General features: G+C 67.3%; 13 protein-coding genes. 7 read left to right on the top strand and 6 right to left on the bottom strand.

Annotated features, from left to right (window positions below):
* Positions 1–45: 45 nt before the first annotated feature.
* From DN412_RS00205 to DN412_RS00195, 3 genes are all read right to left on the bottom strand, one after another.
* A complete protein-coding gene (locus DN412_RS00205; RefSeq protein ID WP_013957557.1) occupies positions 46–813 on the bottom strand; it encodes a slipin family protein in 768 nt (255 codons plus the stop codon).
* A 2-nt stretch (positions 814–815) separates the two neighbouring features.
* On the bottom strand, positions 816–2,276 hold the full coding sequence (locus DN412_RS00200) for an NfeD family protein (protein ID WP_115012680.1): 1,461 nt from the start codon (positions 2,274–2,276) through the stop codon (positions 816–818).
* A 111-nt stretch (positions 2,277–2,387) separates the two neighbouring features.
* Positions 2,388–3,281 carry a LysR substrate-binding domain-containing protein gene (locus tag DN412_RS00195; RefSeq protein ID WP_115012679.1) on the bottom strand — a complete coding sequence of 298 codons (894 nt, stop codon included), beginning with the start codon at positions 3,279–3,281 and terminating at the stop codon, positions 2,388–2,390.
* Between the two features lie 127 nt (positions 3,282–3,408).
* Between DN412_RS00195 and DN412_RS00190 the strand changes: the two genes are divergently transcribed.
* The 6 genes from DN412_RS00190 to DN412_RS00165 all read left to right on the top strand — a co-directional run bounded on the left by DN412_RS00190 (position 3,409) and on the right by DN412_RS00165 (position 7,817).
* Entirely contained in the window at positions 3,409–4,659 is a 1,251-nt protein-coding gene (locus DN412_RS00190) for a YbfB/YjiJ family MFS transporter (RefSeq protein WP_115012678.1), read from the top strand.
* A gap of 154 nt (positions 4,660–4,813) precedes the next feature.
* A complete protein-coding gene (locus tag DN412_RS00185) occupies positions 4,814–5,587 on the top strand; it encodes a class II aldolase/adducin family protein (RefSeq protein ID WP_115012677.1) in 774 nt (257 codons plus the stop codon).
* Between the two features lie 52 nt (positions 5,588–5,639).
* On the top strand, positions 5,640–5,828 hold the full coding sequence (locus tag DN412_RS00180; protein ID WP_012353493.1) for a 4-oxalocrotonate tautomerase: 189 nt from the start codon (positions 5,640–5,642) through the stop codon (positions 5,826–5,828).
* A gap of 28 nt (positions 5,829–5,856) precedes the next feature.
* Complete coding sequence (locus DN412_RS00175) at positions 5,857–6,888, top strand: threonine aldolase family protein (RefSeq protein WP_115012676.1); 1,032 nt, start codon at positions 5,857–5,859, stop codon at positions 6,886–6,888.
* 69 nt (positions 6,889–6,957) lie between these two features.
* Positions 6,958–7,542, top strand: a complete 585-nt coding sequence (locus DN412_RS00170; RefSeq protein WP_115012675.1) for an NUDIX domain-containing protein — start codon at positions 6,958–6,960, stop codon at positions 7,540–7,542.
* 47 nt (positions 7,543–7,589) lie between these two features.
* Positions 7,590–7,817 (top strand): sulfurtransferase TusA family protein, encoded by a 228-nt coding sequence (locus DN412_RS00165; RefSeq protein WP_010813669.1) that lies wholly within the window; start codon positions 7,590–7,592, stop codon positions 7,815–7,817.
* A gap of 88 nt (positions 7,818–7,905) precedes the next feature.
* Here the strand turns inward: DN412_RS00165 and galU are convergent, their stop codons facing one another.
* Together galU and DN412_RS00155 are read right to left on the bottom strand one after the other, a co-directional pair.
* A complete protein-coding gene (gene galU, locus DN412_RS00160; protein WP_115012674.1) occupies positions 7,906–8,796 on the bottom strand; it encodes a UTP--glucose-1-phosphate uridylyltransferase GalU in 891 nt (296 codons plus the stop codon).
* Between the two features lie 129 nt (positions 8,797–8,925).
* Positions 8,926–11,793: a valine--tRNA ligase gene (locus DN412_RS00155; protein ID WP_115012673.1), complete on the bottom strand. Its 2,868-nt coding sequence runs from the start codon at positions 11,791–11,793 to the stop codon at positions 8,926–8,928.
* 217 nt (positions 11,794–12,010) lie between these two features.
* Here DN412_RS00155 and DN412_RS00150 point away from each other — a divergent pair, with 217 nt between their 5' ends.
* Positions 12,011–14,359: a UvrD-helicase domain-containing protein gene (locus DN412_RS00150; RefSeq protein ID WP_115012672.1), complete on the top strand. Its 2,349-nt coding sequence runs from the start codon at positions 12,011–12,013 to the stop codon at positions 14,357–14,359.
* 43 nt (positions 14,360–14,402) lie between these two features.
* On the opposite strand, the gene DN412_RS00145 is transcribed toward DN412_RS00150, so the two are convergent.
* The gene (locus DN412_RS00145; RefSeq protein ID WP_115012671.1) at positions 14,403–15,695 is read right to left on the bottom strand and encodes an MFS transporter; all 1,293 of its coding nucleotides are present in this window, start codon (positions 15,693–15,695) and stop codon (positions 14,403–14,405) included.
* Between the last annotated feature and the right edge of the window lie 63 nt (positions 15,696–15,758).

Genomic DNA, 15,758 nt, shown 5'->3' with positions numbered 1-15,758 from the left:
TCCCCTCAGACACTGCCTTTCCTAATGGCGCTTCGGCGCCATTTTCTATGGGCGCTCGTCGCCGGGCGGCTTGCCGGCCAGCCGGTTGAGAATGTCGATCGGCAGCGGGAAGACGATGGTAGAGCTCTTGTCCCCGGCGATCTGCGTCAATGTCTGCAGGTAGCGCAGCTGCATGGCTTGCGGTTCGCGCGCCAGCATCTGCGCCGCTTCAAGCAGCTTCACCGAAGCCTGCAGTTCGCCTTCGGCATGGATCACCTTGGCGCGCCGCTCGCGTTCGGCCTCGGCCTGCCGGGCAATCGCGCGGATCATGGTTTCGTTGAGGTCGACATGCTTGATCTCGACGTTCGAGACCTTGATGCCCCAGCCGTCGGTCTGGGCGTCCAGCGCCTGCTGGATGTCGAGGTTGAGCTTCTCGCGCTCGGCCAGCATCTCGTCCAGTTCGTGCTTGCCCAGCACCGAGCGCAGGGTGGTCTGCGCCAGCTGGCTGGTGGCTTCCAGGAAGTTCGCCACCTGGATGATGGCGCGCTCCGGATCGACCACGCGGAAGTACACCACCGCATTGACCTTTACCGAGACGTTGTCACGCGAGATCACGTCCTGCGGCGGCACGTCCATCACCACCGTGCGCAGGTCGACCCTGACCATCTGCTGCACGGCGGGGATCAGCAGCACCAGGCCCGGGCCCTTGACGCGCCAGAAGCGTCCCAGCATGAACACCACGCCGCGTTCGTATTCGCGCAGCACGCGGAACGAGGTGATCACCAGCAGTGCCAGCAGGAAGATCACACCGCCGAAGCTGAATCCGTAGGCCATGGTCAGGCTCCCTTGTCTGGCGTCGGTTGGGATGGGGATGTCGGAACAAGCGGGGCGTTGCCGGCGGCGGTCACCTCAAGCATCAGGCCATCGCGCGCGGTGACGAGCACCGGCGTGCCGCGCGGCAACGGGCTGGCGCTGCGCACGCGCCAGGTCTCGCCGCGCACCGAGGCCCAGCCTTCGTCGTGCAGGTCGTCCAGCATTTCGCCGCGCATGCCGACCAGTGTGTCGGCACCGCTGACCACCGGGCGCCTGCGCGCGCGCACCAGCATCGCCGACATGCCGAATACGAAGATCGCGGACAGCGCCGACATGGCCGCCACCATCGGCAGCGGCACGCCGAAGCCCGGCACGTCGGTGTCGATCAGCATCACCGCGCCAAAGGCGAAGGCAATGATGCCGCCCACGCCCAGCGCGCCGAAGGTCGGCAGGAACAGCTCCGCCACCATGCAGCCGATGCCCAGTGCCACCAGCGCCAGCCCGGCGTAGCTCACGGGCAGCATGTGCAGCGCGAACAGCGCCACCAGCAGGCAGATCGCGCCGCCAATGCCGGGCACCACCATGCCCGGCGTGGAGAACTCGAAGATCAGGCCGTAGATGCCGATCATCATCAGCAGCAGCGCCACGCTGGGCTCGGTGATCACGGCCAGGAAGCGGCTGCGCCAGTCGGGCTCCAGTGTGACCACCGGCGCATTGGCGGTGCGCAGCACGCTGGCCTTGCCGCCGGCGGCGGTGAGCTTGCGGCCTTCGACCTCGCGCAACAGCGCGGGCAGGTCGGCGGCCACCAGGTCGACCACGTGCTGGGCCAGCGCCTCGTCGGCCGACAGGCTGACCGACTCGCGCACCGCGCGCTCGGCCCATTCGGCATTGCGTCCGCGCAGTTGCGCCAGGCCGCGGATATAGGCCGAGGCGTCGTGCATCTGCTTGCGCGCCATGGTGTCGCCCCCCGCGGGCTCGCTGGCCGGAGCCGAGGCGGGTTTGGCGCCGGGCAGGGCCTCGGGCTTCTGCGGCCCGCCAATGCCGACCTGCACCGGGGTGGCCGCGCCCAGGTTGGTGCCCGGCGCCATCGCCGCGATATGGCTGGCATAGAGGATGTAGGTGCCGGCGCTGGCCGCGCGTGCGCCGCCGGGATAGACATAGCTGGCCACCGGCACCGGCGACGCCAGGATGGCCTGGATGATCTCGCGCATCGACGCGTCCAGCCCGCCCGGGGTGTCCATTTCCAGCACCACCAGCTGGGCGCCGGCCTCGCGGGCGCGCTCCAGGCCGCGCAGGATAAAGCTGGCACTGGCCGGGCCGACTGCGCCTTTCAGCGGAATCACATAGACCGGCGCGGTGGCCGTGCCGATGGCTGTGGCGGACGGTGCCGAGGCGCCGGTGGCGCCGAAAGCAAGGGCGCAGCACGCCAGCGCCAGGCTGGGCAGCAGCCGAAGGGCCCGCAGCAGCGCGGTAGCAGGTTTCATGGCAGGGGGCGAGGCACGCTGGGTGCAGTGGTGGCGCCACTTCAAGTGTAGGCCACCGGGCACATCTTGCACGCGGCCTGCCGCCGTGCCCGCGCCAGCCGTGCCAGCCGCTCAGGCCGCCGCCAGTTCCGGCTTGCCGGCGGGCGCGGGGGATGCCGTGGTGAGGGTGTCGACCAGGGCATGCAGGGCCGCGCTGGCCATCGACGGGTGCCAGGCCAGCAGCGTGCGCACGCAGCCCGCCGCCCCCAGGCTGTGCTGCTGGATGGCGGGCAGGTCCCGGTACAGGCCCAGCACCGAGCTCGGCACGATCGCCGCGCCGATGCCGGCCGCCACGCAGGCGACGATGGCATGGTACGAGTTGAGCTGCAGCACGCGCGGCGTCGGCGCATCGCCGATCACATACCAGTTCTCCAGCCGGGCGCGGTAGTTGCAGCCGGGTTCGAATGCCAGCAGCGTCGGCACCTCCAGGTCGGCCGCGGTGCGCACCGGCCGATGGCGCTCGCGCGTGATCACCACCAGCTCTTCCTCGAATACCGAGACGGCGCTCAGCCCCGGGTCGGTCAGCGGCTCGGCGACGAAGGCGCACTCCACTTCGAAACGCGCCAGCGCATCCAGCGCCTGGCGCGTGGGCAGCGTGACCAGTTCCAGCTGCACGTCGGGCCACGCCTGATGATACGCTGCCAGCACATTGGGCAGACGGCTGGCGGCCGTGCTTTCCATCGAGGCGATGCGCAGCCGTCCGTGCGGGCGTGTCGGCAATACCGCCTGGCGCGCTTCCTCGGTCATCGTCAGGATGCGGCAGGCGTAGTCGAACAGGGTCTTGCCGGAGGGCGTCAGCACCATGCGCCGGCCGTCGCGCACAAACAGGTCAACGCCCAGCGACTGCTCCAGCTGGCGGATGCGGGTGGTGACATTGGACTGCACCCGGTGCAGCCGCTCGGCCGCGCGGGTGATGCCGCCGGCTTCGACGACGGCGCGGAAGATCTCAAGCGCGGCAAGATCCATGGGGGCTCCGGCGGTTATCCATCTGAAATCAAGATGTCTGGCATCTTGATAATTCATTTTTGGGGATGATAAAGCCAGCGTAGCATACAGACATCGCAATGCAACCGCTGCCCCCACAGCCACGATCATGCCGACCCCCCACAGCCTCGAGCCTGAACATCCCGCCGCGCGCCTGGCTGCCCCCGCCAGGGCACGCCGCGAAGCCGGCCCGGTGGCGGTGGCCCTGGCCGGCCTGGTGTCGCTGGCGGTGGTGATGGGCATCGGCCGCTTTGCCTTTACGCCGTTGCTGCCGATGATGCTGCATGACGGCACCGTCACGCTGCACGAAGGCGGCTGGCTGGCCACGTTCAACTACATCGGCTACTTCGCCGGTGCCGCCGTGTGCATGTTCATCCGGCCCGACGCGGTGCGCATGGTGCGCTGGGGCCTGGTGGCGACGGTGCTGCTCACGCTGGGCATGGCCCTGCCGGGCGGCATGCCGGCCTGGTCGCTGTGGCGTGGTGCCGCGGGCGTGACCAGCGCGGTGGTGATGGTCTACACCGCGGGCTGGTGCCTGCAGCGGCTGGCGGAACTGGGCAAGCCGGAACTCGCCGGACTGATCTTCTGCGGGCCGGGGCTGGGCATTGTCGTCACCGGACTGGGTGCATCCGGCATGGTGGGCGCGGGCTGGAACGCGGACTACGGCTGGCTCGCCTTCACGGTCCTGGCGGTGGTGCTGGTGGCCGCGGTCTGGCGGATCTTCGTCGCGCAGCCTGCCGTGGCGGCGGCGAATGCACCGTCCCACGCGGCGGCAGACACTGCCGCCGCGCCGCTCGATGCCCAGACCTGGACGCTGACCTTCGCCTACGGCCTGGCCGGCTTTGGCTACATCATCACCGCGACCTTCCTGCCCGTGATTGCGCGCGAGGCGCTGCCGGGCACGGTCTGGGCCGACCTGTTCTGGCCGATCTTCGGCGCGGGCGTGGCGGTGGGCGCGTTCCTGGCGACGCGGGTGGGCATCGCGCACGACAGCCGCAAGCTGCTGACGCTGCTGTATGGCATGCAGGCGCTGGGCGTGGCGATCGCCGTGGTGTTCCCGACCGTGGCCGGCTTTGCCCTCAGCAGCCTGCTGGCGGGGCTGCCGTTCACCGCGCTGGTGGCCTTTGCCATGCGCGAGGCGCGGCGCCTGTGGGGGCCGCACGCGCCGCGGCTGATGGGCCTGATGACGGCATCCTACGGGCTGGGCCAGATCGCCGGGCCGCCGCTGGCAACCGCGCTGGTGGCGCGCACCGGGGGCTTCGCCAGTTCGCTGGCGTGCGCGGCGGCGGCGCTGCTGCTGGGCGCGCTGGCGTTCGCCTGGATGCGCCGCGCGTGGCCGCTGGCGCCGGTCCGGAGCTAAGCGCTAAGGTGCGCTAAAGTATTGCCTTTGCCGCCTGGCGCGCCACGCGAGCGGCTGCCGCGCCGGGTCCACCTCCAGCGTGCAGCCCGTGGCGCGGCACAGAAGGCCGGGGCCGTACCCGGCACGCGAGGCCGGGCGGCGCAGGAGCGACCCCATGTCTTTTACCTTGCAGCCCGCGCGCGCCGCGGGTGCTTCCCATCCCGTTTCCGCCGAAGAACAGCGCGTGCGCGTCGATCTGGCCGCGGCCTACCGCCTGGCCGCGCGCGAGGGCTGGGATGACCTGATCTACACCCATATCTCTGCCACGGTGCCGGGCGAGCCTGACCACTTCCTGATCAACCCCTTCGGCTTTGCCTTCGACGAGATCCGCGCCAGCGACCTGGTCAAGATCAACGGCCGCGGCGAAGTCGTCGGCGAGACCGTGCACCCCGTTAATGTGACCGGCTTTGCGCTGCACGCCGCGGTGCATGCCGCGCGTGCCGATGCGATGTGCGTGATGCACCTGCATAACACCGCCGGCATCGCTGTCTCGGCACAGGCGGCGGGACTGCTGCCGCTGTCGCAGCATGCAATGCGCTTCCACGGCCGCATCGCTTACCACGATTACGAAGGGCTGGCCTTTACCCCGGCCGAAGGCGCGCGGCTGACCAAGTCCCTGGGCGCGCATCCGGCCATGCTGCTGCGCAACCACGGCACGCTGACGGTGGGCCGCACCGTGGCCGAGGCCTATGTGCTGATGGCGACGCTGATCAAGGCGTGCGAAGTCCAGATCGCCGCGCAGGCGGGCGGTGCGCTGGTGCAGCCCGCTGCGGCAGTGGCGGACAAGACCTCCGAGCAGCTCTATGACAACGGCGCGGTCGAAGGCGTGATGGAGTGGCCCGCGTTGCTGCGCAAACTGGATAGAATCGATCCCTCATACCGGGACTGAACGGGGACTGGTTTCCCGCCGGATCAACAAGAATCAAGCAAAGGAGCATTGCATGCCGACTTTCCACGTCGAAATGTTTGAAGGCCGTACCATCGAGCAGAAGCGCAAGTTTGTCGAGGAAGTGACGCGCGTGAGCTGCGAAACCCTGGGCTGCTCGCCCTCGGCCGTCGACATCATCATCACCGACATCAAGCGCGAGAACTGGGCCACCGGCGGCGAGCTCTGGGCCGACAAGAAGTAAGGGCCACCGCAGCGACACACTAGACACCATGCAGCACTTCGCCTCTGACAACTACGCCGGCTTCTGCCCGGAATCGCTCAAGTATTTCCTGGAAGCCAACGCCAGCGGCCATGAGCAGGCCTATGGCGACGATACCTGGACGCAGAAGGTGTGCGACCGTATCCGCGACCTGTTCCAGACCGATTGCGAAGTGTTCTTCGTGTTCAACGGCACGGCGGCCAACTCGCTGGCGCTGTCGGCGCTGTGCCAGTCGTACCACTCGGTGATCTGCCACGAACTGGCGCATATCGAGACCGACGAATGCGGCGGCCCGGAGTTCTTCTCCAACGGCTCCAAGCTGCTGACCGCGCCCGGCGCCGACGGCAAGCTCACGCCCGACGCGGTCGAGGCGCTGGTCACGCGCCGCTCCGATATCCATTACCCCAAGCCCAAGGTGGTGTCGCTGACGCAGTCAACCGAAGTCGGCACCGTCTACAGCGTGGACGAGGTGCGCGCGATCGCGGCCATCGCCAAGCGCCGGCAGCTGCGCGTGCACATGGACGGCGCGCGCTTTGCCAATGCGGTGGCGTCGCTGGGCGTGCATCCGTCCGAGATCACGTGGCGCGCGGGCGTCGACGTGCTGTGCTTCGGCGGCACCAAGAACGGGCTGCCGGTGGGCGAGGCTGTGGTGTTCTTCGACCGCCGCCTGGCCGAGGACTTTGCCTACCGCGTCAAGCAGGCCGGCCAACTGGCGTCGAAGATGCGCTTTATCTCCGCGCCGTGGCTGGGTCTGCTCGAGAACGACGTATGGCTCGCCAACGCGCGCCATGCCAATGCGATGGCGCAGCTGCTGCAGCAGCGCATCAGCGATATCCCGGGCGTGCGCATCATGTTTCCGACGCAGTCCAACGCCGTATTCGCCGAATTGCCACTGCCCGCGATCGAGGCGCTGCGCGCGAAGGGCTGGCGCTTCTACACCTTTATCGGCGCCGGCGGCTGCCGTTTCATGTGCGCATGGGACCTGCAGCCGCAGACGGTGGAGGCGCTGGCCGCCGACATGCGCGCGGCATGCGGCGCGTGATTCACATATGAGCGGCACGTGAGCGGCACCCTATACCTATAACGACGAGACCCCTTCAGGAGCCCCCAAATGCAATACCGATTCTGCCCGCAGTGCGGCGCGCCGCTGGAGGTGCTGCCACTGTCCGGACGCGAACGCCACGCCTGCGTGCAGCAGGAATGCGGCTTCGTGCACTGGAACAACCCGCTGCCGGTGCTGGCCGCGGTGGTGGAGTACCAGGACAAGCTGCTGCTGGCGCGCAATGCTGCATGGCCGGAGACGATGTTCGCGCTGGTGACGGGCTTCCTGGAGCGCGACGAGCCGCCCGAGCTGGGCGTGGCGCGTGAGCTGAAGGAAGAGACCAATCTCGATACCGAGTCGGTCTCGCTGATCGGCGTCTACGAGTTCATGCGCAAGAACGAGCTGATCATCGCCTATCACGTCAAGGCGACCGGCACCGTGACGCTGTCCGAGGAGCTGGCCGATTACAAGCTGGTGGCGCCCGAGGACGTGCGCGTGTGGTCGGCCGGCACCGGCTTCGCGGTGGCCGACTGGCTGGCCGCGCGCGGCTACCCGGTGCGCTTCTTCGACCGCCAGACCGGCGCGGACATTCCGGACCCGCGCCGCCCGCACGACTTCAGTGTGGTCGGGGCTTCGCTACAATACCGCTGGTAAGGCTGGTTTCCAGCCTCCAGCCCCCCAAGCATCGAAGGAAGAGACGAATGGAGTTCCAGAAAGAAGTGGATGCGCGCGGCCTGAACTGCCCGCTGCCGATCCTGCGCACCAAGAAGGCCCTGGCCGACATGGCCAGCGGCGATGTGCTCAAGGTGCTGGCCACCGATCCCGGCGCCACGCGCGATTTCCAGGCCTTTGCCAAGCAGACTGGCAATGAGCTGCTGTCACATTCGGAAGTGGACAAGGTGTTCGTGTTCTACATGCGCCGGCGCTGAAGCACGCATTGGCCCGTACACTGCGGGCCCGCCCAAGGAAAAAGCCGCTCGAAAGCGGCTTTTTCCTTGGCTGGACGGCGCAGTTGCGTCAGCTGCCGATGCCGGTCAGGTGCTCGCGCGATTCCAGGTAGGCGCTGAAGTCGGCGCCGACTTCCGGGTGCTTCAGGGCAAACTCGACGGTTGCCTTCAGGTAGCCCAGCTTGCTGCCGCAGTCATAGCGGCGGCCCTGGTAGCGGTAGGCCAGCACCTGCTCCTGGCCGAGCAGCGACTGGATCGCGTCGGTCAGCTGCAGCTCGCCGCCGGCACCCGGCTTGATCTCGCGCAGGTGGTCGAAGATGCGCGGCGTCAGGATGTAGCGGCCGACCACGCCGAGGTTGGACGGCGCGTCTTCCGGCGCCGGCTTCTCGACGATGCCCGAGACCTTGATCACGTCCTCGTCCCACTCGCGGCCATCGATCACGCCGTAGGAACGGCTTTGCTCCGGCGTGATTTCCTCGACGCCCAGCACCGAGCAGTTGTAGTGGTTGAAGGCATCCACCATCTGCTTCATCACCGGCGGGTTGCCGTCGATCAGGTCATCGGCCAGCATCACCGCGAACGGGGTGTCGCCCACCAGCTTGGCCGCGCACAGGACCGCGTGGCCCAGGCCCAGCGCTTCGGGCTGGCGCACGTAGTAGCACTCCACGTTGGCGGGCTTGATCGAGCGCACCACATCGAGCAGCGCCTGCTTGTTCTTGGCTTCGAGTTCCACTTCCAGTTCGAAGGCCTTGTCGAAATGGTCCTCGATGGCGCGCTTGGAGCGGCCGGTGACGAAGATCATCTCGGTAATGCCGGCAGCCATGGCTTCTTCCACGGCGTACTGGATCAGTGGCTTGTCCACCACTGGAAGCATTTCCTTGGGGCTGGCCTTGGTGGCTGGCAGGAAGCGGGTGCCCAGGCCTGCAACCGGGAACACAGCCTTGGTGACGCGATTTTCCATATCAGGTGTACCTCTCAGAATCCAGTCCATAACCCTGCCAGCCATCGTGGGCGCCGTCTGTCCGGTTCTGTCCGACGAAGCCGGACAGAACCCCCGGCCGGCAGGGGCGTGATTGCGGCTGCCGCGCCGTCAGGCCGGCAGCCGTTGCAGCTGGCCCTGCAGCTTGGCCAGCGTTTGCTCGAAATCGGCCAGGCGCTGTGTCTCTTGCGCCACCACGGCAGGTGGCGCCTTGGCGACAAAGCTCTCGTTGGAGAGCTTGGCGCGGCATTTGCCGATTTCACCACCGATGCGCTCGACTTCCTTCGACAGGCGCACGCGCTCGGCGGCGATATCGATCTCGATCTTCAGCAGCAGGTGGTTGCCCCCGGCAATGGCCACCGGCGCGCCGGCGCCTTCCGCCTGCAGGGCAGCTTCATCTTCGAAGACGCGCACCTCGGAAAGTTTCGCCAGTGCCTGAATATGTGCGCTTGCCGCCTTCAGGAAGGCGCTGTCGCCCTCGGCGTAGAGCGGAATGCGCTGGGCTGGCGAGATGTTCATCTCGCCGCGCAGGTTGCGGCAGGCATCGATCACTTCTTTCAGGCGCGCGACCCATTGCTCGGCATTTTCGTCGATCTTGGCGACGGCGGGCAGCGGGTACGGCTGCAGTGCGATGGTTTCCGAACCATCGCCCGTGGCACGGCCGGCCAGCGGGGCCACCTTCTGCCACAGCTCTTCGGTGATGAAGGGGATGATCGGATGCGCCAGGCGCAGCACGGTCTCGAGCACGCGCAGCAGCGTGCGCCGCGTGGCGCGCTGCTGGGCCTCGGTGCCGTTCTGGATCTGCACCTTGGCCAGTTCCAGGTACCAGTCGCAGTACTCGTCCCAGACGAACTTGTAGATGGCGTTGGCGATATTGTCGAAGCGGTACTCGGCAAAGCCCTTTTCTACCTCGGCCTCCACGCGCTGCAGCAGCGACACGATCCAGCGGTCGGCCTGGGAGAAGTCCAGGTAGCCGTCCGGGCCGCAGTCGTGGTTGCACGGGCCCATGCCGCAGTCATGGCCCTCGGTGTTCATCAGCACGAAGCGGGTCGCGTTCCACAGCTTGTTGCAGAAGTTGCGGTAGCCCTCGCAGCGGCCGGTGTCGAAGTTGACGTTGCGCCCGAGCGTGGCCAGCGACGCGAAGGTGAAGCGCAGCGCGTCGGCGCCAAAGGCGGGAATGCCTTCGGGGAATTCCTTCTTCGTCTTTTTCTCGATCTTGGGCGCGTCCTTGGGGCGACGCAGGCCGGTGGTGCGCTTCTGCAGCAGCGTGTCGAGGTCGATGCCGTCGATCAGGTCCACAGGGTCCAGCGTATTGCCCTCGGACTTGCTCATCTTCTTGCCTTCCGAATCGCGCACCAGGCCGTGCACGTAGACGGTGTGGAAGGGCACCTTGCCGGTGAAGTGCTTGGTCATCATGACCATGCGCGCGACCCAGAAGAAGATGATGTCGTAGCCGGTCACCAGCACCGACGACGGCAGGAAGTGCTTGATTTCGGGCGTTTCTTCCGGCCAGCCCAACGAGGAGAAGGGCACCAGCGCCGACGAGAACCAGGTGTCGAGCACGTCTTCCTCGCGGCGCAACGCGCCGGTGCTGCCGGCGGCCTTTGCCTTGGCGAGCGCTTCCTCTTCGGTGCGGCCGACAAAGCAGTTGCCGGCATCGTCGTACCACGCCGGGATCTGGTGGCCCCACCAGAGCTGGCGCGAGATGCACCAGTCCTGGATATTGCCCAGCCACTGGTTGTAGGTGCTGATCCAGTTTTCCGGCACCAGCTTGATCTCGCCGCTCTGCACGGCTTCCAGTGCCACCTCGGCGATCGAGCGGCCCGGGTTGAAGGTGCCTTCAGGCGCCGGCTTGCTCATGGCAACGAACCACTGGTCGGTCAGCATCGGTTCGATCGCGCTGCCGGTGCGCTCGCTGCGCGGGGTCATCAGCTTGTGCTTCTTGACCTCGGCCAGCAGTCCGCGCTTGTCCAGGTCTTCGACGATGGCCTTGCGCGCGTCGAAGCGGTCCAGGCCGGCGTAGGCGGCGGGGGCGTCAGGAACGATCTTCGCATCCAGCGTCAGGATCGACAGTTGCGGCAGGTTGTGGCGCTGGCCCACGGCATAGTCGTTGAAGTCATGGCCCGGGGTCACCTTGACCACGCCAGTGCCGAACTCGCGGTCGACGTATTCGTCGGCAATCACCGGGATCTGGCGCTCGGTCAGCGGCAGCTGCACGAACTTGCCGATCAGGTGCGCATAACGCTCGTCTTCCGGGTGGACCATCACGGCCACGTCGCCCAGCATGGTTTCGGGGCGGGTGGTGGCCACGGTCAGGTGGGTCAGGCCGCCCTTGGCGTCAGCCTCGACCAGCGGGTAGTGGATATGCCACAGCGAGCCTTCTTCCTCGACGCTGTCGACTTCCAGGTCCGACACGGCGGTGCCCAGCACCGGGTCCCAGTTGACCAGGCGCTTGCCGCGGTAGATCAGGCCCTGCTCGTACAGGCGCACGAAGACTTCGGTGACCGCCTTCGACATCTCGGGCGACATCGTGAAGTACTCGCGGCTCCAGTCGATCGACGCGCCCATGCGCCGCACCTGGCGGGTGATGGTCGAGCCCGATTCTTCCTTCCAGGCCCAGACCTTCTCGGTGAACTTCTCGCGGCCCAGGTCATGGCGCGACACGCCCTGCGACTCGAGCTGGCGCTCCACCACGATCTGGGTGGCGATGCCGGCGTGGTCGGTGCCCGGGACCCACAGTGTATTGGCGCCGGCCATGCGCGCATGGCGTGTCAGGCCATCCATGATGGTCTGGTTGAACGCGTGGCCCATATGCAGCGTGCCGGTCACATTGGGCGGCGGCAGCTGGATCGCAAAGTCCGGGCGGGCCGGGTCGAAGGTCGGCTGGGCGATGCCGCGCTTCTCCCACTCGGGGCCCCATTTCGCCTCGATGGCGGCGGGTTCGAAGCTCTTGGCAAGCGATTGGTCTTGGGCGGTCATGCTGGGATGTCGATGTTGGCGTCGGGGGTCGTCGCAGGTGCTTCGGCCTGCGCCTGGCGAGGCGGCGGCCGTTGGCAGCCGGCATTGCGCCAGTAAAACGGCAAATTATACGGGGGTGGCAGGCTGGTGCCTATTTCCGGGCATCCGCCCCCGCCGGATGTGACTTGCCGGACAGGGCCGCCCGGTATAATTGCCGCTATTCCACCAGGCCTCCCCGATGTCCGATCTGCTTGCCAACCTGAACGCCGAACAACTAGCTGCCGTCACCCTGCCCGACGAACCGGCGCTGATCCTGGCGGGCGCGGGCAGCGGCAAGACCCGCGTGCTGACCACGCGCATCGCCTGGCTGATCCAGAACGGCCGGGTCTCGCCGGCGGGCATCCTGGCGGTGACCTTTACCAACAAGGCCGCCAAGGAAATGCAGATGCGGCTGTCGTCGATGCTGCCGATCAACACCCGCGGCATGTGGATCGGCACCTTCCACGGCCTGTGCAACCGTATGCTGCGCGCGCATTTCCGCGACGCCGGCCTGCCCCAGACCTTTGCCATCCTGGACAGCCAGGACCAGCTTTCGGCGCTAAAGCGGCTGCTCAAGTCGCTCAACGTCGACGATGAGAAGTACCCGGCCAAGAACCTGCAGTACTTCATCAACAACGCCAAGGAGCAGGGCCTGCGCCCGGCCGACGTCGAGGCCAACGACGACTTCAACAAGCGCTTCGTCGACCTCTACGCCGCCTACGACCAGCAGTGCCAGCGCGAGGGCGTGGTCGACTTCGCCGAGCTGCTGCTGCGCTGCTATGAGCTGCTGCGCTACAACGACGCCATCCGCCAGCACTACCAGCACCGCTTCCGCCATGTGCTGGTCGACGAGTTCCAGGACACCAACGTGCTGCAGTACCAGTGGCTCAAGCTGCTGGCCGGCTATGGCACGCAGAACCCGGCCGCGGTCTTTGCCGTGGGTGACGACGACCAGAGCATCTATGCCTTCCGCGGTGCCAACGTCGGCAATATGCGCGACTTCGAGCATGAGTTCCGCGTGCGCCGGATGATCAAGCTGGAGCAGAACTACCGTTCGCACGGGCATATCCTGGATTCGGCCAACCACCTGATCTCGCACAACGCGCGCCGCCTGGGCAAGAACCTGCGCACCGACGCCGGCCACGGCGAGCCGGTGCGGGTGTTCCAGGGCGGCTCGGACGGCCAGGAGGCCGCCTGGATCATCGAGGAGATCCGCGACCAGATCGCGCAGGGCGCCAGCCGTGCCGAGATTGCCATCCTGTACCGCAGCAACGCGCAGTCGCGCGTGATCGAGCATGCGCTGTTCTCGGCCGGCATCGCGTATCGCGTGTACGGCGGCCTGCGCTTCTTCGAGCGCGCCGAAATCAAGCACGCGCTGGCCTACATGCAGCTGCTGGAGAATCCGCGCAACGATGCCGCCTTCGGTCGCGTGGTCAACTTCCCGGCGCGCGGCATCGGCGCGCGCTCGCTCGAAGTGCTGCAGGACATGGCGCGCCAGTACGACTGCGCGCTGGCCGAGGCCGTGGCCTACGTGCCCGGCGCCGCCGGCAGCAAGCTGGCGGCGTTTGCGCGCCTGATCGACAAGATGCGCGAGGACACGCGCCGCATGACGCTGGCCGAGACCGTCGAGTACGTGATCAACCACAGCGGCCTGATCACCCACTACCAGGGCGAAAAGGAAGGCCAGGACCGCATCGAGAACTTGCAGGAATTGGTGACCGCCGCGCAGGCCTTCGTGGTCGAGGAAGGCTACGGCCTGGAAGCGCTGGCGGCGGTGATCCCGGCCGACCGTACCCCGGCCGCGCCGGCGTTGGCCGACGGCGACCAGGCGCAGCAGGTGCTGGACCCCGAAGCGCTGCCGGTGGTGATGACGCCGCTGGTCGCGTTCCTGACCCACGCCTCGCTGGAAGCCGGCGACAACCAGGCCCAGGCCGGCCAGGACGCGGTGCAGATGATGACCGTGCACGCGGCCAAGGGGCTGGAGTTCGACGTGGTCTTCATCACCGGCATGGAAGAGGGGCTGTTCCCGCACGAGAACAGCATGATGGACCCGGACGGCCTGGAGGAAGAGCGCCGGCTGATGTACGTGGCGATCACGCGCGCGCGCAAGCGGCTCTACATGTCGTTCGCGCAAAGCCGCATGCTGCACGGCCAGACCCGCTACCACGTGCGCTCGCGCTTTTTCGAGGAACTGCCCGAGGCCTCGCTCAAGTGGCTGACCCCGCCGGCGCAGAGCTACGGCGGCGTGCGCCGCCAGGAGCGCGACAACGCCTGGGGCCGCGACTGGTTCCGCAAGCCCGAGGACGTGCCCTACACCGGCACGCGCCCCACCGGCGGAATGGACAACGGCAATGGCTACGCCGATGCCAGGCGCGAGGCCGGCACCGGCTTGCGCGTGGGCCAGTCGGTGTTCCACAACAAGTTCGGCGAAGGCGTGATCACCGCGCTGGAAGGCGAGGGCACGGACGCGCGCGCCAATATCAAGTTCAAGCGCCACGGCGCCAAGTGGCTGGCGCTGTCGGTGGCGAAGCTGGACGCGATCGACTGAGCGGGTCCGGCTTCGCGGTGCGGCATGCCGCGCCCGGTCTGGCTCAGGGCAGGGCGTGGCGGACTTCGCCAGCCTTCTGGTCGGGACTGTCCACGGTCAGCAGCGGATTGATGAACAGCGAGGCCAGCGCGCCAACCCCGAGCAGTGCCGCCGAGATCATGAAGGGCAGGTGATAGCTGCCGGTGGTCTCGATCAGGTAGCCGAACACCACCGGCGACACCATGCCCGCCACCCCGAACCCTGTGTTCATCATGCCGCCCGCGGTGCCGGCGTACTTGCCGGCGATGTCCAGCGGCAGGCTCCACAGCACGGCGTTGGTCAGCTCCAGGAAGAAGAACGACAGCGACAGCAGGATCACGGCGTTGACGGCATCGCCGGTGTAGGTCATCGGCACGATGAACATCAGCGATCCGGCCAGCCCCACGAACAGGATCGAGCCGCGCGCCAGGCGCAGGTTGCCGGTGCGCCGGTAGATGCGATCCGACAGCACGCCGCCGAGCGTGTCGCCGACCACGCCCGCCAGCAGCGGCAGCGACGTGAACAGGGCAAGCTGCTTCAGGTCGAAGCCCCGTGCTTCCTTCAGGTACGAAGGCAGCCACGTCAGGTAGACCCACAGCGACCAGCCGTAGCAGAAGTCGACGAAAGTCACCAGCCACATGCGCCGGAACAGGCGTCGCCACGGCGTGGCCGCCTTGGCGGCCTGCTGGCACTCGCCGCGCCGGTAGCCGATCTCCTGCAGCTCCTGCGCGGTCACGCGGCGGTGCTTGTCGGGCGAATCCTTGAACACAAAGGCGTACAGCAAGGTCCAGCCGAGGCTGATCGTGCCCAGCACGATAAAGGCTTCGCGCCAGCCGGCGGTCGCCACGATGGCCAGCACGATCGGCGGCGTGATCGCGCCGCCCAGCCGCGCGAAGCTGTGAGTGATGCCCTGCGCGAAGCCGCGCTCCGCCACCGGCATCCAGTAGGTGAAGGCGCGCGTCGCGGTCGGGAACGCGCCGCCTTCGCCGATACCCAATGCGAAGCGCAGCACCACCAGCATCAGCACGCTGCCCGCGAAGCCGGTCAGCACCGTGGCCACGCCCCAGATCAGCGACAGCACGATCAGCACCTTCTTGGGCCCGAATTTGTCGGACATCCAGCCGCCGAGGATCTGCATGGCGGCATAGGGGTAGGCAAAGGCCGAGAACACCAGGCCCAGCTGCGATGAGGTCAGCCCCATTTCCTCGCGGATCAGGGGGGCGGCGACCGAGATGTTGACGCGGTCGATATAGGCGATGAAATACATCAGGCACATGACGCCCAGGATCATGTGTCGGGTCTTGATGCGTTGCTTCATACCACCTCCTATGTGCGGCGCGCGCACGTGGCGTTGACGGGACGGCGGCCGCGCACGGTCCGT

This window comes from Cupriavidus lacunae (assembly GCF_003353055.1).
GTDB lineage: Bacteria > Pseudomonadota > Gammaproteobacteria > Burkholderiales > Burkholderiaceae > Cupriavidus > Cupriavidus lacunae.
Note: the sequence above shows the minus strand (reverse complement) of the source record. Positions and strands in the feature narration are given on the sequence as shown.